The 18,329-nt window shown below is 64.5% G+C and carries 19 protein-coding genes; 5 read left to right on the top strand and 14 right to left on the bottom strand.

All coding sequences use genetic code 11. From position 1 onward, the window contains the following. Nucleotides 1–11 precede the first annotated feature (11 nt). The 8 genes from ACWNZ3_RS13770 to ACWNZ3_RS13735 all read right to left on the bottom strand — a co-directional run bounded on the left by ACWNZ3_RS13770 (nt 12) and on the right by ACWNZ3_RS13735 (nt 8,224). Nucleotides 12–1,100, bottom strand: a complete 1,089-nt coding sequence (locus tag ACWNZ3_RS13770) for a zinc-binding dehydrogenase (protein ID WP_269361107.1) — start codon at nt 1,098–1,100, stop codon at nt 12–14. Between the two features lie 100 nt (nt 1,101–1,200). Then, a complete protein-coding gene (locus ACWNZ3_RS13765) occupies nt 1,201–2,406 on the bottom strand; it encodes a TCR/Tet family MFS transporter (RefSeq protein WP_496900297.1) in 1,206 nt (401 codons plus the stop codon). Nucleotides 2,407–2,411: 5 nt separating this feature from the next. After that, on the bottom strand, nt 2,412–3,737 hold the full coding sequence (locus tag ACWNZ3_RS13760) for a lyase family protein (RefSeq protein WP_269361103.1): 1,326 nt from the start codon (nt 3,735–3,737) through the stop codon (nt 2,412–2,414). Between the two features lie 30 nt (nt 3,738–3,767). Continuing rightward, nucleotides 3,768–4,556 (bottom strand): 3-oxoadipate enol-lactonase, encoded by a 789-nt coding sequence (gene pcaD / locus ACWNZ3_RS13755; protein ID WP_496900296.1) that lies wholly within the window; start codon nt 4,554–4,556, stop codon nt 3,768–3,770. After that, nucleotides 4,556–5,752, bottom strand: a complete 1,197-nt coding sequence (locus tag ACWNZ3_RS13750; RefSeq protein ID WP_496900295.1) for an endonuclease/exonuclease/phosphatase family protein — start codon at nt 5,750–5,752, stop codon at nt 4,556–4,558. Before ACWNZ3_RS13750 ends, pcaD begins: the two co-directional genes overlap by 1 nt. Then, entirely contained in the window at nt 5,749–6,717 is a 969-nt protein-coding gene (locus tag ACWNZ3_RS13745; protein ID WP_496900294.1) for a threonine ammonia-lyase, read from the bottom strand. The genes ACWNZ3_RS13750 and ACWNZ3_RS13745 overlap by 4 nt, the downstream gene beginning before the upstream one ends. Further along, nucleotides 6,714–7,538, bottom strand: coding sequence for an alpha/beta fold hydrolase (locus ACWNZ3_RS13740; protein WP_496900293.1), 825 nt, complete (start codon nt 7,536–7,538; stop codon nt 6,714–6,716). Before ACWNZ3_RS13740 ends, ACWNZ3_RS13745 begins: the two co-directional genes overlap by 4 nt. Beyond that, nucleotides 7,538–8,224, bottom strand: coding sequence for a haloacid dehalogenase type II (locus ACWNZ3_RS13735; RefSeq protein ID WP_496900292.1), 687 nt, complete (start codon nt 8,222–8,224; stop codon nt 7,538–7,540). Before ACWNZ3_RS13735 ends, ACWNZ3_RS13740 begins: the two co-directional genes overlap by 1 nt. Nucleotides 8,225–8,413: 189 nt before the next feature. Here ACWNZ3_RS13735 and ACWNZ3_RS13730 point away from each other — a divergent pair, with 189 nt between their 5' ends. After that, nucleotides 8,414–8,842 (top strand): FKBP-type peptidyl-prolyl cis-trans isomerase, encoded by a 429-nt coding sequence (locus ACWNZ3_RS13730; RefSeq protein WP_114275354.1) that lies wholly within the window; start codon nt 8,414–8,416, stop codon nt 8,840–8,842. Nucleotides 8,843–8,877: 35 nt separating this feature from the next. Here the strand turns inward: ACWNZ3_RS13730 and ACWNZ3_RS13725 are convergent, their stop codons facing one another. Next, complete coding sequence (locus ACWNZ3_RS13725) at nt 8,878–9,273, bottom strand: hypothetical protein (RefSeq protein WP_496900291.1); 396 nt, start codon at nt 9,271–9,273, stop codon at nt 8,878–8,880. 146 nt (nt 9,274–9,419) lie between these two features. On the opposite strand from ACWNZ3_RS13725, the gene ACWNZ3_RS13720 reads away from it, so the two are divergent. Beyond that, complete coding sequence (locus ACWNZ3_RS13720) at nt 9,420–10,535, top strand: THUMP domain-containing class I SAM-dependent RNA methyltransferase (protein WP_496900290.1); 1,116 nt, start codon at nt 9,420–9,422, stop codon at nt 10,533–10,535. 271 nt (nt 10,536–10,806) lie between these two features. Here the strand turns inward: ACWNZ3_RS13720 and ACWNZ3_RS13715 are convergent, their stop codons facing one another. From ACWNZ3_RS13715 to fabA, 3 genes are all read right to left on the bottom strand, one after another. Continuing rightward, nucleotides 10,807–11,598 (bottom strand): enoyl-ACP reductase FabI, encoded by a 792-nt coding sequence (locus tag ACWNZ3_RS13715; RefSeq protein ID WP_274573793.1) that lies wholly within the window; start codon nt 11,596–11,598, stop codon nt 10,807–10,809. 9 nt (nt 11,599–11,607) lie between these two features. Next, the gene (gene fabB, locus ACWNZ3_RS13710) at nt 11,608–12,837 is read right to left on the bottom strand and encodes a beta-ketoacyl-ACP synthase I (protein ID WP_496900289.1); all 1,230 of its coding nucleotides are present in this window, start codon (nt 12,835–12,837) and stop codon (nt 11,608–11,610) included. A gap of 184 nt (nt 12,838–13,021) precedes the next feature. Next, nucleotides 13,022–13,531, bottom strand: coding sequence for a bifunctional 3-hydroxydecanoyl-ACP dehydratase/trans-2-decenoyl-ACP isomerase (gene fabA / locus ACWNZ3_RS13705; RefSeq protein ID WP_067287173.1), 510 nt, complete (start codon nt 13,529–13,531; stop codon nt 13,022–13,024). 161 nt (nt 13,532–13,692) lie between these two features. Between fabA and irrA the strand changes: the two genes are divergently transcribed. Beyond that, on the top strand, nt 13,693–14,112 hold the full coding sequence (gene irrA / locus ACWNZ3_RS13700; protein ID WP_269361085.1) for an iron response transcriptional regulator IrrA: 420 nt from the start codon (nt 13,693–13,695) through the stop codon (nt 14,110–14,112). Between the two features lie 22 nt (nt 14,113–14,134). Then, entirely contained in the window at nt 14,135–14,929 is a 795-nt protein-coding gene (locus ACWNZ3_RS13695; protein WP_269361083.1) for a phytanoyl-CoA dioxygenase family protein, read from the top strand. Between the two features lie 412 nt (nt 14,930–15,341). On the opposite strand, the gene ACWNZ3_RS13690 is transcribed toward ACWNZ3_RS13695, so the two are convergent. Continuing rightward, nucleotides 15,342–16,211, bottom strand: a complete 870-nt coding sequence (locus tag ACWNZ3_RS13690) for a hypothetical protein (protein WP_274573790.1) — start codon at nt 16,209–16,211, stop codon at nt 15,342–15,344. Nucleotides 16,212–16,320: 109 nt separating this feature from the next. Between ACWNZ3_RS13690 and miaB the strand changes: the two genes are divergently transcribed. Continuing rightward, the gene (gene miaB / locus ACWNZ3_RS13685) at nt 16,321–17,619 is read left to right on the top strand and encodes a tRNA (N6-isopentenyl adenosine(37)-C2)-methylthiotransferase MiaB (RefSeq protein WP_269361079.1); all 1,299 of its coding nucleotides are present in this window, start codon (nt 16,321–16,323) and stop codon (nt 17,617–17,619) included. 43 nt (nt 17,620–17,662) lie between these two features. Here the strand turns inward: miaB and ACWNZ3_RS13680 are convergent, their stop codons facing one another. Next, nucleotides 17,663–18,013 carry a hypothetical protein gene (locus tag ACWNZ3_RS13680; protein ID WP_114275351.1) on the bottom strand — a complete coding sequence of 117 codons (351 nt, stop codon included), beginning with the start codon at nt 18,011–18,013 and terminating at the stop codon, nt 17,663–17,665. Nucleotides 18,014–18,329: the final 316 nt, after the last annotated feature.

Below are 18,329 nucleotides of genomic sequence, written 5' to 3'. Positions count from 1 at the left end.
CCACCCGGGCGTTACCTGTCGAACAGGATCACGTTCCGCCGCGCGGCACCACCCTTGGTATCGGCAATCGCCTCGTTGATCTGCTCCAGCGACCAGCGCCCGGAGATCAGCTCGTCCAGTTTCAGACGCCCCTGAAGGTAGAGGTCCACCATCCAGGGGATGTCGCGCTGGATCACCACATCGCCCATCTTGGAGCCGACCATGCCCTGTCCCATGAAGGCCATGGTCACCGGTTCGTAAGAGGACATTGCGCCGGAATGGGGCATGCCCACCATGATCACCTTGCCACCGCCCGCCAGATAGCGTGGTGCCGCGTCATAGGCCGGGATCGCGCCCACGGTGACGATGACCGCGTCAGCGCCGCGGCCCATCGCCTTTTGCGCCGCGCGCCAGGGCTTGGGCCCGCTGGCCAGCACGCCGTCGGTGGCACCGAATTCCTTTGCCACGGCCAGTTTCTCTTCGCTCATGTCCACGGCGACGATGCGCCGCGCGCCTGCGATGCGTGCGCCCTGGATGGCGTTCAGCCCCACGCCGCCTGCACCGATCACCACAACGTCCTGACCGGCGCGCAGACCTGCCGCATTGACCACGGCACCAACCCCGGTGATCACGCCGCAGGCGATCAGGGCGGCGGCTTCCTTGGGGATGTCAGGGCTGACCTTGACCACCTGGGATTGTTCGACCACGACCTTTTCGGCAAATGCGCCCGAGGCCATGGCCTGATGCAGCGTGCCGCCGTCTGCCGTCTTCAGCGGTCCCTTGTCACCGTCATAGGGGGTTTCGCAGACCGTCGGGCTGCCGCTGGCGCAGCTGGGGCAGGCGCCGCAGGCGCGGATCAGGGTGACGACAACGCTGTCGCCCGCCTCAAGACCCCGCACATTGGCCCCAACCGCCGATACGCGGCCCGCAGCCTCGTGGCCATAGACCGCAGGCAATGTGCCGCCCCAGGCCCCTTCGGCATAGGAAATGTCGGAGTGGCAGATCGCGACCGCATCCAGCGTCACTTCGACTTCGCTGCCCTCGGGCGCGCGCAGCTGCACCTCTTCGATCACGAGGGGAGCACCGAATTCATGGGCGACGGCGGCTTTGATCATTTGCACGGGTAAAATCCTTTCCGGGGCAAGTGGCGTGGTCTCTGGGCGGCAGCCTGACCCGGAACCGCGGTGCGGTGCAACCGTGGAAGCGGCAGGGAGTGTCGCTTTACGCTGCGTCGGTTCGCACAGCGGGACGGATGAACAGCAAGAGCGCCGCAACAGAGAGGCACATGGCCACCAGGAAGGGCGCGCCGGGCAGATAATGTGCGGTGTCGCGCTGGGCGAAAGTGGCGAAGGTCCAGGTCATGGCCAGGGGGGAGAGGATCATCGCCAGCGAGGCGGCAGAGGTCAGCGCGCCCTGCAATTCGCCCTGGGCATTGGCGGCGACCCGTTGTGACATGATGCCCTGCAGGGCAGGCGGGATCACCCCGGCAAGTGCCGCCAGCGGTGTCAGGGCCAATGCCAGCGGCCCGGAAGAGATGATCCCCAGCGTGCCATAGGCGGCAATGGCAAAGACCTGACCCAGCACGACGGTGCCGCGCTCCCCCAACCAGTGCAGCGCCAGCCGGATCGCGCCGCCCTGCACCAGCGCCATCACCGCGTCGAAGACACCCAGTGACAGGCCGATGACGGCGGGTGTCCAGCCGAAACGCTCCTGGCCGAAGTAGGACCAGACCGAAGGATAGACCGCAAAGGCCACGTGATAGAGGAAATAGACCAGCAGCAATTGCCGCAGGCCGGGCAGGCGGCCCAGGTGGCGCACCACGCCCAGCGGGTTCGCGCGCCGCCAAGCGAAGGCACGGCGGTTCTCCGGGCGGACGGTTTCACGCAGCACCACCCAGCCCAGCAGGACATTGCCGCTGGCAAGCCCCGCCGCGGCCCAGAACGGCGCGCGGGTGCCGTATTCGGCCAGCACGCCGCCGATCAGCGGCCCCAGCACAAATCCCGCGCCAAAGCTGGCCCCGATCAGGCCAAAGTTGCGGGTGCGCTCGCCGGGGACGGAAACATCGGCCATATAGGCGGTTGCGGTGCTCTGGGTGGCGGCGGTGATGCCACCGACGATCCGGCCTGCCAGCAGCAGCCAGATGCTGCCCGCCAGCGCCATGACCACGTAATCGGCTGCCATGACCAGAAGCGATATCAGCAGGACGGGCCGCCGGCCAAAGCGGTCGGAAAGGCTGCCTAGCGCGGGGCCGCAGAGAAACTGCATCACCGCAAAGCTGGTGGCCAGCAGGCCGCCCCAAAGCGCCGCTTCGCCCAATGTGCCGCCGCGTACTTCGCGGATCAGATCCGGCATCACCGGGACCATCAGACCGATGCCGATGGCATCGATCATCACGGTCAGCATGATGAAGACGACGGCGGGCCGCATCCGCGTCAGAGCGACTGCGTCCGTGCGGCAAAGCGCTCCGCCTGCCTGCTGGCGTCGCCGGTGCCGGAGCCGGGGGCAAAGACCGCGCGGTCAAGCTGGGGGTAATCGGCGAGCGCCAGTGTTTCCAGCGAGGTGCGTTTGTCCAGCGCGTCGAGGCAAAGCGCCTTGGTGACCTTCTGTGCCTCGGGACGCGGCATGATCTCGGCCAGGGCAAAGCTGAGGGCCTCGGCGTGGATCAGGCCCAGCCCGCTTTCGAGGTTGGATTGCATCCGGACCGGGCGGGGGACGAATCCGTCGGCCAATTCCCTGGCATGTCCGAGCGCGGCGGCCAGCGACAGCGACAGCTGCGGCACTGCCATCCATTCGGCGAACCATGCGGCGCCGTCACGCTGGTGCTGGTGGGCGGCGGCGGATTGCAGGCTGCTGCGCAGGCCGGTGAACTGATGCCCCAGCGCCACCATGGCCGAGGGGGCCACCGGGTTCTGCTTTTGCGGCATGGTCGAGGAGGCCCCGCCGGAGCCGAGCGAGATTTCCTGCGTGTCGCTGCCTGACAAGGCGATCAGGGTCTGGCCCATATGCGCAAGCGCTGCCATGACCTGACCCTGCCAGTCCGCGATGCGCAGGATCGGTGTGCGGTCGGTGTGCCAGGACCGCTGCGGGTCATGCAGGCCCAGGGCCTTTGCCAGACCGGCGCGTGTCGCTGCCGCGTCATGGCCCAGTGCCGAGGCGGTGCCGGAGGCGCCGGAGAGCGACACCCAGAGCGAGGTCTTGCACAGGTGATCCAGCCCGGCCAGCGCGTCCAGCAGCGGCGTTCCGAACTGGGCCAGCACGGCGCCCCATGTGGTGGGCGTGGCGTATTGGCCATAGGTGCGGGCGGGCATCGGCTGATGCGCATGTTCCGCCGCTTTCTGCCCCAGCGCCTTGAGGATATGGCGCAGATCCGCTTCGGCCAGCGCCAGGGCCTGCCGCAGACGCAGCATCAGCCCGGTATCGACGATGTCCTGACTGGTGGCCCCCCAATGGACGTATTGCGCATGTTCCGGTGCATTCATCTCGGCCCTGAAGGCCGCCACGAGACCCGGCACCGGCACGCCGTTCTGCCCGGTGCTGGCCCCCAGCGCCCCCGGATCCACGGCAATTTCCAGCGATGCGCGGTGGATCGCGGCGGCAGAGATTTCGGGGATCACACCCTGCGCGCCCTGAACCTTGGCCAGCGCCCCTTCGACCAGCAGCATCGCGCGCAGCGCCGCGCTGTCGGTGAACAACCGACCGGTCTCGCCGGGGTTGAACAATTGTGCGAAAAGCGGTGAATCGAAAACCGAGGCCGCCATCAGAACCGGCCCTCCGGCAGAGTGGATGTGTCAGACATGTCCGACCCCTTTCAGAAAATCACTGAGCACGCCGGCATATTCCCGGGGCTGTTCCACGCAGGGCAGGTGGCCTGCCTTGCGGATCAGGTGGAATTTCGAGCCGGGGACAAGATCAATGGTTTCGCGCACCAGATCGGGCGGGGTGGAGCCGTCCTCGGAGCCTGCGATGCCCAGCAGCGGCAGGCGCAGGGAGGCGGTGGGCGTGTAGAAATCGGTGCCGGAAATCGCGGCGCAACAGCCCGCGTATCCGGCATCCTCGCCGCGCACCAGCATGTTGCGCCAGAGTTCTAGTTCCGGCCGGGCGCGGAAATCGGCGGCGAACCAGCGTTCCATCACCGCATCGGCCAGGCTTTCGATGCCGTCTTTCTCCACGGTGGCGATGCGTTCGGCCCACATATCCGGGTTGCCGATCTTGGCGGCGGTGTTGCTCAGCACCATGGCGCGGACCAGGTCCAGCCGCTTGGTCGCCAGCCCCTGGCCGATCATGCCGCCGATGGAGAGGCCCACAAAGACGCATTGCCGGACGCCGAGGAAATCCAACAGCCGTTCGACATCCGTGATCAGCGCACCCATCGAATAGGGCGCAGGCGGGCAGGAAGACAGCCCATGCCCGCGCTTGTCATAGCGGATGATCCGCAGCCCTTCAGGCAGCATCGGCAGAATCGGATCCCAAAGCCGCATGTCGGTGCCCAGCGAATTGGCAAAGACCACCGGCGCGCCGTCTTCGGGGCCGTCCACACGGTAATGCAGGCGCACGTCGCCGGTATCGAAAATCTTCATCAGGGGTCTCCGTTCAGTTCTATGGTGGCCATGATCTGCCCATGATCCGAGGCAAGCTTGTTATAGGGTGCCTCGGGGTGGCTGCCATCGGTCAGGTGGTCATTCAACACGCTGAAATAGGTCATTTCGCCGATATGCCCCTTCCAGTCCGGCAGGAAATGCCGCGACAGCATGATTTGGTCAATACTCTCGTAATTGCCGCCGAAGGCCGCCGTATAGACCATGTCGCGCAGGGATTTGCGCACAAAGAGCTTTTCCGCCGGATGCAGCCGCAGCGCTTCGATGTCTTCGGTGATCTGAACGCTTTCGGCTTCGGTATAACGGTCGCCGCGATGCTGCGCATCATGGCGCAGCATCCAGGCATAGTTCCTGAAGGGGACTTCGCCGGTGATGATCTCGGTGCTGACGGCATGTTCGCCATCGTTGAAATCCCCCAGCACGATCACCGGGTTGCCTGCGCGCAGCTCCTGAACGATGGCACCGCGCAGCACCCAGGCCTCGGCCATGCGGCGCATCGCGGCACGGGCCGCACCCAGCGCGCGGCCAATGGGATCATACTGCGTCAGGTCGGCCTCCGGCGCGAATTCGGCCCCCTCCGGGCGGATGTATTCGCCCAGTTTCGATTTCAGGTGGCAGTTGAAAACGGTGATGACCCGCCCTGCCACCGGCACCCGCACCTTCAGGATCGGACGGCTCAGCTTGTGGATGGTGAAATGCCCGCCCTCGTCGCCGCCGAAGGTCTGAAAGGGGATCTGCAAGGGCCGGTCCAGCACCTGAATGATCTGCGGCTCTTCGGCAAACCCCAGGCGCGACAGCACCGCCACACCGGGGCGGCGCTGGCCCGGCGCGCCGTCATGCACATTGGGCGCAAAGGCCAGCGCGGCATTGCCGTAATCGCGGTAAGCCAGCCGGTCGAAAATCGCCCGGTGGCGATAGCGCTTGTCCGCGCCCGGCAGGCTGGCGGCATTGCTGTCCATGCCATAACGGTCGGCGCGGGCGATGGTGGCGCGCAGGGGGTCCTCTTCAAAGATCTCCTGAAAGCCGATCACATCGGCATTCAGCGTGGCGATCTGGTCGGCCAGCCAATCCTCTTTCCAGGCGTATTCCTCGGGCGTGTAGGACTGGAACCGGTAATATTCCTTGTCCGGCCCGATCAGGTTCTTGACGTTGAAACTGGCGATCGTGAAAGCGGTCATAGGGTGGCGAGCGCCCGGGCAAACATGGCGGGGTCCACATTGCCGCCGGAAATGGTGACAATCACGTCCTCCCCCGCGATCTGATCGGCGCGGTAGAGCGCGGCAGCCAGTGCCACGGCAGCACCGGGTTCTGCCACCAGCTTGAGCCGGTTGAAGGCCTGACCCATCGCCGCCAGCGCCTCCTCCTCGGTCACCACAAGGCCGGGGCCGCAAAGGCGGCTGAGAATAGGGAAGGTGATGTTGCCCGGCTGCGGCGTGAGGATCGCGTCACAGATGTTGCCCGAACCCTGCGCGTTGCGCTCGATCCGCCCGGAGACGAGTGACCGCGACACATCGTCAAACCCCGCAGGTTCTGCCGGGCGCACCCGCAGCCCCGGCGCTTCGGCCTCCAGCGCCAGTGCGATGCCGCTGGTCAGGCCGCCGCCGCCGCAACAGACAATGACATCGGCGGTCTCGATCCCCTGTTCCGCCGCCTGCTGTGCAATCTCAAGCCCGCAGGTGCCTTGCCCCGCGATCACCTGCGGTTCGTCGAAGGGTTTGACCAGCGTCAGACCACGCTCCGCGCTGAGCCTTTCGCCGATCTCGTCGCGGTCTTCGGTGGCGCGGTCATAGGTGATGACCTCGGCCCCCAGGGCGGCGGTGTTCGCCAGTTTCAGCGCGGGGCTGTCGGCGGGCATGATGATGACGGCGGGCACGCCATGCATGCGCGCCGCCAGCGCCACACCCTGCGCGTGGTTGCCCGAGGAAAAGGCGATGACACCGCGCTTGCGCACCTGTGCATCCATCGCCGCCAGCGCGTTGTAGGCGCCGCGAAACTTGAAGCTGCCGGTGTGCTGCAGGCATTCCGGCTTCACCCAGAGACGGCGGCCCGCGATCTCGTCCAGAAAGGGCGATGACAGCAGCGGGGTGCGCCGCGCCTGGCCCTTCAGGCGCTGGGCAGCGGCGCGGATCATCTCGATGTTCATGACAGTTTTCCTATCCATTCTTTCAGGGCGGCAATCGCCTCCGGTTCATCCAGAAAGGGAACATGGCCGCGCCCCGGCACCACGGCGGTGATCATGTCGGGACGGCGTTTTTGCATTTCGGCCAGGGTCTCGGCGCTCAGCAGGTTTGACGCGGCACCCCGGATGCATGCCAACGGCAGGCCCGCCATGGCATCGAAGAAGGGCCAGAGGTCGGGCGCGGGCTGGCCCATCGCGGCCTCCACCGCTTTGCGCATCTGCGGATCATAGGTGATCTTCAGCCCTTCGGCGTCCTGCACATAGTGTTTTTGCGCCTCTTCCAGCCAGCGGCTTTCGGGCACCCCTTCGAATTCGGGAAAGGCGCGGGCCATGGCGGCGGCGGCTTCCGCATGGGTTTTTGCCGCCGGGTTGCGCCCGATGTAACCCATGATGAAATCCAGCCCCGCCGGGTCGATGAAGGGGCCCACATCGTTCAGCGCCACGCCCAGCAGGCGGTCCTTTGCCCCTGCTGCCAGCCCCATGGCATTCAGCCCGCCGCGCGAGGTGCCCAGGATCGCCACCTTGTCGAGACCCAGATGCGCCAGCAGTTCCAGCACGTCGCGGCATTCGACGGGCAGGGTGTAATTCTGCCAGTCGGGATCGAAACCGGATTGCCCGCGCCCGCGATAATCCAGCCTGATCAGCCGGTTGCCCGCCAGGTGCGGGGCGACATAGTCGAAATCGGCACCGGTACGGGTGAGCCCCGCAAGGCAGAGGATCGGCAGGCCCTCGCCTTCGTCGGTGTAATGCAGGGACAACCCGTCGGACGTGGTGAATTTCCCCATCACAGGCCCGCCAGTGCCGGGATGCCGGTCAGGTCTTGCAGCCGGTGCACAGGGGTCCAGGGCAGGCGGTCCAGCGGCTCTCCGCCACGGTTGACCCAGGCGGTGACAAAGCCATAGCCGGTTGCCGCCGCCGCGTCCCAGCCGTTGGAGGAAACAAACAGCACCTCGTCGCGCGCGCAGCCGAAATGTTTGCCCACCAGATCATAGACCGAGGCGTCGGGCTTGAAGATGCCGACACTTTCCACCGAGAGCGAGACATCCAGCAGATCGCCGATCCCGGCGCTGTCGACCGCGCCCTGCAGCATCGCGGGGGATCCGTTGGAGAGGATCGCGGTGTTCATCCCACCCTGTTTCAATGCGGCAAGCATCGCAGGGACTTCCGGATAGGCCTGCAATTCCCAGTAAAGCGCCAGCAGCCTTTCGCGCAGTGCGGGATCGCCCGCCTGGCCGGTTTTTTCCAGCGCCCAGTCCAATCCGTTCTGGGTGACAATCCAGAAATCCTCATGCGCCCCGGTGATGGCGCGCAGCCAGGAATATTGCAATTGCTTGCTGCGCCAATGCTCTGCCAGCACCGGCCAGTCGTCCCGAATCGCGGTAAATGCCGGTTCCGATGCGGCCTGACGCGCGGCGGCGGCGACATCGAACAGCGTGCCATAGGCGTCGAAAACGCAGGTGGTGATGGGCATGCGCGGCCTCCTTGCTTGGGGGCAGATTGTCACGGTGCGTCCGGGCTTGAAAGACCCGAAATGGCGCTTTGCGCGCCCCGGGCGCGGGGGGTTTACACCCGTGCCATGCTTTGAAAGGGTAGCGCGAATCCGAAGCACCCGCGCAGATACGCGGCCTTTTATACATTCCCGAACAGATTGGAGATCTTCATGACTGAGGTTAAATCAGGCGATAAAGTTGCTATTCACTACACCGGCACGCTGCTGGACGGCACCACATTCGACAGTTCCGAAGGGCGCGACCCGCTGGAATTCGAAGTCGGCTCCGGCCAGATCATTCCGGGCCTCGACGGTGCCCTGCCGGGCATGGCCGTGGGCGAAAAGAAAGTGGTCAAAGTGCCCAGCACCGAAGCCTATGGCGCGGTGAACCCCGAAATGCGCCAGGCTGTCCCGCGCGAAGGTATCCCGGCGGACATCCCGCTTGAAATCGGCACGCAGTTGCAGATGCAGACCCCGGATGGGCAGGCCCTGCCGGTGACCGTGGTGGATGTGGACGAAGCAACCGTGACGCTGGATGCCAATCACCCGCTGGCAGGCAAGGACCTGCAGTTCGACATCGAAGTTGTCAGCATCGGCTGAGGCTTGCAGGCGGGGCCGGACCCCGCAACCGGAATTCAGGGGCGCGGTTTCAGGGTCTGAAGCTGCGCCCCTGTTTCATTCGCCATTGCCGCCGGATCCAGCGCAAGGCCTGTTGCGCCGGCGGTGGGCCGGTTCACCTTGACCCGGTCGCGGGGGCGGGTGCTGACCTGAACCGCGTTGTTCTCTGCGCCCTGCGGCAGCACAGCCGGGCTGGCCTGCGGCGTGGCCGCGGCATCGCGCCCCATAATGGCCAGGATCGCATCGCTGCCCGCAGTGGTCAGCGCCCGGCGCAGGTCCGGCTCCGCCCGCAGGATGGCGGCGATGGTCAGCATCAGCACGATCCCCAGGATGCGGGACCAGAACAGCGCGCGGCGCGACCGGTCCCGGCGCGATTGCAGCACCTCGTGGCGGTATGTCTCGAAGAAGTCCATGCCCGCCCTCTACGAGCCGAATTCGGCAAAAACAGGGCGCGCCTTTGATTTCTGACGCGGACGGAAAATTCGAATTTTCCGGGCCGGACTTTTCGAAAAGTCCGATCCCCCCTCGCAGATGTCGGTCCTTGGGCCTATGGAGGGGCATGAACAGCGATAGCACCTTTGAAATCTTCCTTGTCTGCGCCCCGGGGCTGGAGACCGTCCTGCTTGAGGAAGTCGTCGAGAAAGGCTTTGCCGCGCCCGCACCCGGTCCGGGCGGCGTGACGATCAGCGGCGGCTGGCCCGAGGTCTGGCGCGCGAACCTTGAATTGCGCGGGGCCACGCGGGTGCTGGTGCGCATCGGGCAGTTCATGGCCTTTCATCTGGCGCAGCTGGACAAACGCGCGCGCAAGTTCCCCTGGGGCGAGGTGCTGCGTGCGGATGTGCCGGTGAAGGTGCAGGTGACCTGCAAGGCCTCGAAAATCTATCATGCGGGCGCTGCGACCCAGCGGATCGAGACGGCGCTGCGCGAAAGCCACGGCATCACGGTCTCGGCAGAGGCCGAGCTGGTCATCAAGGTGCGGATCCACGACAACACGGTGACCATCAGCCTCGACACCAGCGGAGAGGCCTTGCACAAGCGCGGCCACAAGGAAGCGGTGGGCAAGGCGCCGATGCGCGAGAACCTGGCCGCGCTTTTCCTGCGGCAATGCGGCTATGACGGCACCGGGCCGGTGCTGGACCCGATGTGCGGTTCCGGCACCTTTCTGATCGAGGCGGCGGAGATCGCGGCGGGTCTGAACCCGGGGCGCAGCCGGAGCTTCACCTTTGAGAACCTTGCCAGTTTCGATCCGGCGCGCTGGGAAGAGATGCGCAGCACTGCGCCGGGCACGCCGCCCGAAAACCGCTTCTTCGGATCGGACCGCGATGCGGGGGCCATAAGGATGAGCAGCGCCAATGCCGCGCGCGCAGGCGTGGCGGAGTGGATCAGCTTTACCTGCCATGGGGCGGGCGAGGTGATGCCGCCCGAGGGCCCCCCCGGCCTTGTGATCGTGAACCCGCCCTATGGCGCGCGGATCGGCAACAAGAAACTGCTCTATCCGCTTTACGGGACTTTGGGTCAGACGCTGCTGAGCCGGTTCAGGGGCTGGCGTGTCGGGCTGGTCACCAGCGAGCCGCCGCTGGCCAAGGCGACAGGGCTGCCCTGGCAGCCGCAGGGCGCGCCGGTGGCCCATGGCGGCATGAAGATCTGGCTCTGGCAGACACCGGTGCTGCGCTGAGGCGGGGGGGAGGTCTGGATAAGGCCACGCCTTGCCTCTTTCGACGGTCAGAACTTCAGGGGATCCACATATCGCGCCATGCAGTTCGGGTCCAAACCGGACCTTCGGCGCAAGGCGCGTGAAAGTCTGGTAAGCGGGCTATGTTTCCGTCAATCAATACGTCTCAGGTCCGGCTTGCGCGCCGCTTTGGTTTCAGCGCGTGCAGTGGCTTTGCACTGGCGTATCTGAGGCAGGGCAAGCGGCGCGACCCTTCCGTGGTGCGCGCCCAGGTTCAGAGGTTCTCGGCCTGTGGCATCCCCAGAACGTGAAAGCCGCCATCGACATGGATGATCTCACCGGTGGTGCAGGCGCCCGCATCGGAGGCCAGGTAGACCGCCGTGCCGCCCACGGCCTCCAGCGTCGCATTGGCGCGCAGAGGCGCGTTCATGTCGGTGTGTTTGTAGGTCTTGCGCGCCCCGCCGATCGCGGCACCGGCCAATGTCTTCATCGGGCCGGGCGAGATGGCGTTCACCCGGATGCCATCGGGGCCCAGATCATTGGCGAGATAACGCGTCGCGCTTTCCAGCGCGGCCTTTGCCACCCCCATGACGTTATAGTTCGGCACCACCTTGTTCGACCCCTGGTAGGTCAGGGTCAGCAGGGTGCCGCCATTCTCGACCATCAGCGGATGGGCGCGGCGGGCCACCTCGATGAGGCTATAGGCGGAAATGTCGAGTGAATGCTTGAAATTGGCGCGGCTGGTGTTCAGGAACCGGCCCGTCAGTTCGGATTTGTCCGAAAAGGCAATCGCATGGACCACAAAGTCGATGGTCGGCCAGCGCGCCTCCAGATTGTCGAATGCGCGGTCGAGCGAGGCGTCGTCAGTGACATCCACATCAACCATGAAATCCGCGCCGATGCTTTCCGCAAGCGGCTTCAGCCGGCTGCCAAAGGCTTCGCCCTGATAGGTAAAGGCCAGTTCCGCGCCTGCCTCAGCCATCGCCTTTGCGATGCCCCATGCGATGGAGCGTTCGTTGGCGACCCCCATGATGAGGCCGCGTTTTCCCTTGAGCATATCCGACATGATCCGGTCCTATCCCTGAAACTTCGACAGGATCATCGACCCGTTGGTGCCGCCAAATCCGAAGGAGTTGGTCATGACCGAATCCAGACCTGCATTATCCACCCGCCTGGTCGCGATTTCGGCAGGGTCCAGCGCGGGGTCCAGCGATTCGACGTTGATCGACGGGGTGATGAAATCATGTTCCAGCATCAGCAGGCAGAAGATCGCCTCCATCGCGCCGGCGGAGCCTTGTCCGTGGCCGGTCATCGACTTGGTGGAGCTGACCGGCGGGGTCTTGCCCTGGCCAAAGACGCGGCGCACGGCTTCGATCTCGCCCACATCGCCGACGGGGGTCGAGGTGCCATGGGCATTGATATAGCTGACCTTGCGGCCTTCGGGCAGGGTGGCCAGCGCCAGTTCCATGGCGCGCTGGCCGCCTTCGCCGGAGGGGGCGACCATGTCATGCCCGTCCGAGGTGGCGGCAAAGCCGGTGACCTCGGCGTAGATCTTCGCGCCGCGGGCTTTCGCGTGCTCCAGGTCTTCCAGCACCACGATGCCGCCGCCGCCGGTGATCACGAAACCGTCGCGGCTGGCGTCAAAGGCGCGGGAGGCCTTTTCGGGCGTGTCGTTGTATTTGCTGCTCATGGCGCCCATGGCGTCAAACAGGCAGGACAGGGTCCAGTCCAGCTCTTCGCCGCCGCCGGCGAACATCACGTCCTGCTTGCCCATCATGATCTGCTCTGCCGCCGATCCGATGCAATGCAGTGAGGTGGAGCAGGCCGAGGTGATGGAATAGTTGATGCCCTTGATCTTGTAGGCGGTGCTGAGGTTTGCGCTGATCGTCGAGGACATGCATTTGGGCACGGCAAACGGGCCGATGCGCTTGGTCGCGCCGGTATCCCGGACCACGTTGTGCGCGGTGAGCATGGCCGAGGTCGAGGGCCCGCCGGAGCCCGCGATCAGACCGGTGCGCGGGTTGCTGATGGTGGCTTCATCCAGGCCCGCGTCGGCAATCGCCTGGCCCATGGCAATATGGGCATAGGCCGCACCCGGCCCCATGAAGCGCAGGGTGCGTTTGTCGATGTGGTCGGTCACGTCGATCTTGAGCGTCCCGGCGATGCGGCTGCGAAAGCCGTGTTCGGCCATTTCCTCGCTTGCAACGATCCCCGATGTGCCCGCCTTGAGAGCGGCAAGCACTTCTTCGGCGTTGTTTCCGATGGATGAGACGATCCCCAAACCTGTGACGACGACGCGGCGCATGGGCGCACTCCTTTGATGGTCTTTGTTCTGTTTAGGACAGGTCTGTCGTGACACGCAACCGGATTGGGCGGGCCGGATGTGATCGCGGGCGCGCGCCCGGCGCCTTCCCTGGCCCTTTGCCGCGTGCCGGTATTTCCTGTCATCCCCGCCGCACAAGCGGCAGGGGGCAGGGCGGCGGCGCGGCTCAGCTTTCGCTCAGCGCGACCTTCATGTCCTTGACTTCATAGATCACTTCGCCGTCGGCCTCGACGATGCCGTCGGCCACGCCCATGGTCAGGCGGCGGGTCTGGATCGCCTTGGTGAAGTCGATCTTGTAGGTCAGCATCTTGCGGTCGGGGCGCACCATGCCCTTGAGCTTGACCTCACCCACACCCAGCGCATAGCCGCGCCCCTGCCAGCCGCGCCAGCCCAGGTTGAAGCCGGTCAGCTGCCACAGGCCGTCAAGGCCCAGACAGCCCGGCATGATCGGGTTGCCGGGAAAATGGCACTCGAAGAACCAAAGATCCGGGGTGATGTCGAATTCGGCCGTGATATGGCCCTTGCCATGGGCACCGCCATCGCCGGAAACATCGGTAATCCGGTCCATCATCAGCATCGGCGGCGCGGGCAATTGCGCATTGCCGGGGCCGAACAATTCTCCGGCGGCGCATTTCAGCAGTGCGTCCTTGTCGAAACTCGTGGGGTAGTCGGCCATGCGGCGGCTCTCCTGCTCGGGTCATTCCAGTCTGTCCCGTCTAGCATTGCGATATTGCGCGCTGCAAGGGTCCCGAGCCTATTGCCCGATTTCCGAATATCAATTGAAAATCCCGCCCGAAGTGCTTAGTACAGAAGGAGGAACAGACAATTGGGGCCGGGATGGCGCAGACACATCAGGACAATGGAACAAGATGGCTGGAGCAGGCGGGCGTGCGCCCGACGCGTCAGCGTGCCATACTTGCGCGTCTGCTGGTGGGGGACGGCAAGCACCGCCATGTCACCGCCGAAAGCCTGTTCGAGGCGGCAAAGGGGCAGGGCGATGCGGTATCGCTTGCCACTGTCTACAACACGCTGCGCGCCTTCTGCGAAGCGGGGCTTTTGCAGGAAGTCACCGTTGACGGCTCCAAAAGCTATTTCGACACCAACACCCATGACCACCCGCATTTCTACTGGGAAGATGATGGCAAGCTGACCGACGCGCCCTCGGATCAGCTGATCATCTCGAACCTGCCGGATGCCCCCGAAGGGGCCGAGATTGCCTCCGTTGATGTGGTGATCCGCCTGCGGCGCAAGGCCTGACCGCGTTCAGGGTTATCTGGCCATGACCCATCCGCTGCTTTCCGAAGATCTGATCGAGACCTATCAGCGCGACGGTGTCGTGCTGATCAAGGGGTTGTTTGCAGATCATGTGGACACCCTGCGCGCCGGCGTCGAACGCAATATGGCCGAGCCCGGACCCTATGCGTCGAACAATGACAAACCGGGCGAGACCGGGCGTTTCTTTGACGATTATTGCAACTGGCAGCGCATTCCCGAATTCGAGGATGTGATCCGCGGCTCCGACGCGGCCCGGGTGGCGGCGGAGCTGATGCAAAGCGCCACGGCGCAGGTGTTCCACGATCATGTTCTGGTCAAGGAACCCGGCACCTCCATGGCCACGCCCTGGCATCAGGACGGGCCGTATTACTTTGTCGAAGGGCAGCAGACGGTCAGCTTCTGGTCACCGCTTGATCCGGTGCGCGAGGCATCGCTGCGCTGCGTCGCAGGGTCGCACCTGTGGGAAAAGCCGGTGCTGCCGACCCGCTGGGTCAAGGGGGATGCGTTTTTTGACCCCGAACCCTATATGCCCGTGCCGGACCCTGATGCCGAAGGCATGGATATCCGCGAATGGGAGATGGCGCCGGGCGATGCGGTGGCTTTCAACTATGGCATCCTGCACGGGGCGCGCGGCAACACCAGCGCGGCGCGCAGGCGGGCTTTTTCGCTGCGGCTTGTGGGCGACGATGCGCGCTATGTGGAACGGCCCGGCCCGACCTCGCCGCCGTTTCCGGGGCATGACATGGTGCCGGGGCAAAAACTGCGCGAAGACTGGTTTCCGGTGCTTTGGGGGGCGTGACAAAGGTTTGTTCTGGCACTCTGATCCGGTCAGGAATTTGACCGTGATGCGCGGTGCTGACTTTTATGAGCGATGCGGCAAATTGCGGGTTTGAGCCCTGCGTGACGCGAAGCGCAAGCCGGGCCAGCGCCTGCCCGGGGTGGGCGATGCCGACTTGTGTAAATGCCACTTAATTTCTCAACCGTGATGAACTCCATCGAGGGAACACCCAGCCTCACCAAATCGCCTACCCGGGGCACGGGCAGGCGATGGCCCGGCGCCTTCGGCTTGTTCCGGGCCTGGGTGCCAGTAATCGATGGCAGCAATGTCCCGCTCAGCGGCCCTTGCTCCAAGTCGCGGTCAAGGTCAGCTTTGCGACGCTTGTGGCGAAATTTTCATGCCACGATGCTTGCCGGAAACACATCGCATCTCCTCAGAACCACTGACCCGGTTCCATCAGGCCCAGGTCAAGCAGCTGACGCGAGTGCCATTCGAACGGGGCCGAGTTGTGCCATTTGAAGGTCTCGATCTCGAACTTGCTGCCGGGATTGCTTTTCAGGGCCTTGGCAGTGCGGAACGAACAGATGGCCGCCGTGATGTTGTGATGCCAGGGGCAGGCATAGGTATTGTATTCTTCATCGTTGAATGTGTGGTCCCAGCGCAGGCGCAGCCCCTTTTTGGCCCGGAACAACGCGATGCGGTCGATCTTGCGGCGCACGGCGGGCACATGTTCCTCATAGCGCCAGCGCAGACCGCCAAAGAAATCAAGCTGCCGTTCCTTGGGGTGGCCGTGGTTGTCCTCATCCGGGCGGGCCAGGGCGTAATAGCCCGAGCGGTCCATATGCGCCTGATCCAGCGATACGGCGTCCGGGTATTGCTTCAGGTCTTCGGCATATAGATCGACGACATAGGTCAGCATCGCATCGCGGCGTTCCTCGCTGTGGAACGCCAGCATCTCGATCACATTGCGGGTCTCGCAAAAGGGGTGGAACAGGTATTCGGCGTTGAAACAATAATACAGCCATTGGCCCGGCACCGCGTCGATGACGGTGTTCACGGCGGTTTCCATCGCGCCTTCCAGGCTCATGTTGTAATCCACCCGCAGCACGGTGTCCTGCAGGTCGCGGGGCAGATCGAAGCTCTCGGGCATCAGGGCGACGACGCTGGTAAATCCGGCCTGCTGGTGGTGGCGCAGGGTCGTGGCCACCTCCACATCGTCTTCGACCATGATCAGCGCCACCGGCCCCTTGGCCAGTTTCGCGGTATTGTCTTTGATCATGGCGGTCAGGCCGGGGTACTGCATATCTGCGCTCTGGATGGTTTTATGCAGGAGAATCGGTTAATTCCCGGTGCATTGCAAGCCTTGCCGCGCCCTGTTAGACGGCAATCTCCCCCGCATCAGGACCGGACCGATGACCAAGAAGCTCTTTATCAAGACCTACGGCTGTCAGATGAATGTCTATGACAGCGAACGCATGGCCGAGGCGCTGGGCGGGCAGGGCTATGTGGAGACGAAGACGCCCGAAGATGCGGATATGATCCTGCTGAACACCTGCCACATCCGTGAAAAGGCGGCGGAAAAGGTCTATTCGGAACTGGGGCGCCTGAAGCCGCTGAAGGATCTGAACCCGGATCTGAAGATCGGCGTGGCGGGCTGTGTCGCCCAGGCCGAGGGCGAAGAGATCATGCGCCGCCAGCCGGCCGTTGACCTGGTTGTCGGCCCGCAGACCTACCACCGTCTGCCCGAGATGGAGGCGCGGGTGCGTGCGGGCAAACCGGCGCTCGACACCGATTTCCCGGCGGAGGACAAATTCGACCACCTGAAGGGCCGCCCCAAGGCGCGGCGCGCACCGGCGGCTTTCCTGACGGTGCAGGAAGGCTGTGACAAGTTCTGCGCCTTCTGCGTGGTGCCCTATACCCGCGGCGCCGAAGTCTCGCGCCCCGCGACCCGGGTGCTGGAAGAGGCCCGCGACCTGGTGGAGCGGGGCGTGCGCGAGGTGACCCTGCTGGGTCAGAATGTGAACGCCTACCACGGCGGCATGACCCTGGCGGGGCTGATCCGGGAACTGGCCTGCATCGACGGGCTGGAACGTATCCGCTACACCACCAGCCATCCCAACGACATGGGCGACGACCTGATCGCGGCGCATGGTGAAGTGGACAAGCTGATGCCCTATCTGCATCTGCCGGTGCAATCGGGCAGCGACCGCATCCTCAAACGCATGAACCGCAGCCACACGGCGGAAAGCTATCTGCGGCTGATCGAACGCATCCGCGAAGCGCGGCCCGACATCGTGCTGTCAGGCGATTTCATCGTGGGCTTCCCCGAAGAAACCGACGCCGATTTCGAGGCGACGATGGAGCTGGTCCGGCAGGTCCGCTACGGCTATGCCTATTCATTCAAATATTCGTCGCGCCCCGGCACCCCGGCGGCAGAGCGTCCGGGCGTGGACCCGGCGGTGGCGGACGAAAGGCTGCAACGGCTGCAGGCGCTGATCACCACGCATCAGCGTGACATTCAGGAAAGCATGGTCGGGCGCGAGCTGGATGTGCTGATCGAGAAACCGGGGCGCAACCCCGGCCAGATGATCGGCAAATCGCAATACCTGCATTCCGTCCATGTTCAGGATGGCTCTGCCGGGGTGGGCGAGATTGCGCGCGTCAGGGTGCTGGACGCCAAGACGAATTCGCTCGGCGGCGTCCAGATCTGAGCCCGCAGAGCCTGACCCGAAGGTCGGGCCCCGGGTTCAATTTTCAGTAATTGTGGCGGCGGTGCGAACCGGGATCGGCCCAGATCCGCTCCATCGTGGCTTTCAGCGCACCGGGGCGCCCCACAAGGTTCGGGTCGCGGCAGATCCGCGTGGCGATGGCATCGGCTGTCGAATAATCGTAGCCGACAGAGACCAGCGTATCGACGAAGACGGCGTTCGGGCGGTCCCAGATCACCTCTTGCCAGGGGCCGCGCCAGCAGCTGACCACGATGCGGTTGCCGGATGGCCCGTAATCGCCGTAGTGATAGCTGTAGGTCGTGTGTCTCTTGTGGTCCGCAGCGGCCGGTACGGCCATGGCGGCCACGGCGGCGGCCAGTACAATTTTCTTGATCATTTCCCACACCCCGGTGTTAAGGCCGATACGCTCGGCATTGCAGCCCGTTTTGGTCGAATGTGATGACGCCAGTTAGCAGCCTGGCCGTCGCGACATGAACGGAATGGAACAACGATTAAGGCAGAACTGGGGCATTTCAAGCTAATTCTTCAAGGAAATCGGGCGCAAAGTGGACAATCCTGATGTGACTACGGGTATTGTGCCGGGGTCGTGATCAATAGTGTGGGGGCACTACTCCAACTTGTATTTATCGGGAAATTGCACGTCACCACTTTGCCCTAAATCTGCCCGGAGAAACACGAAATAGCACCGACCA

The organism is Sulfitobacter sp. IGS-18 (genome assembly GCF_059628195.1).
The sequence above is the reverse complement of the archived record's forward strand: the minus strand, read 5'-3'. Positions and strand labels throughout refer to the sequence as shown.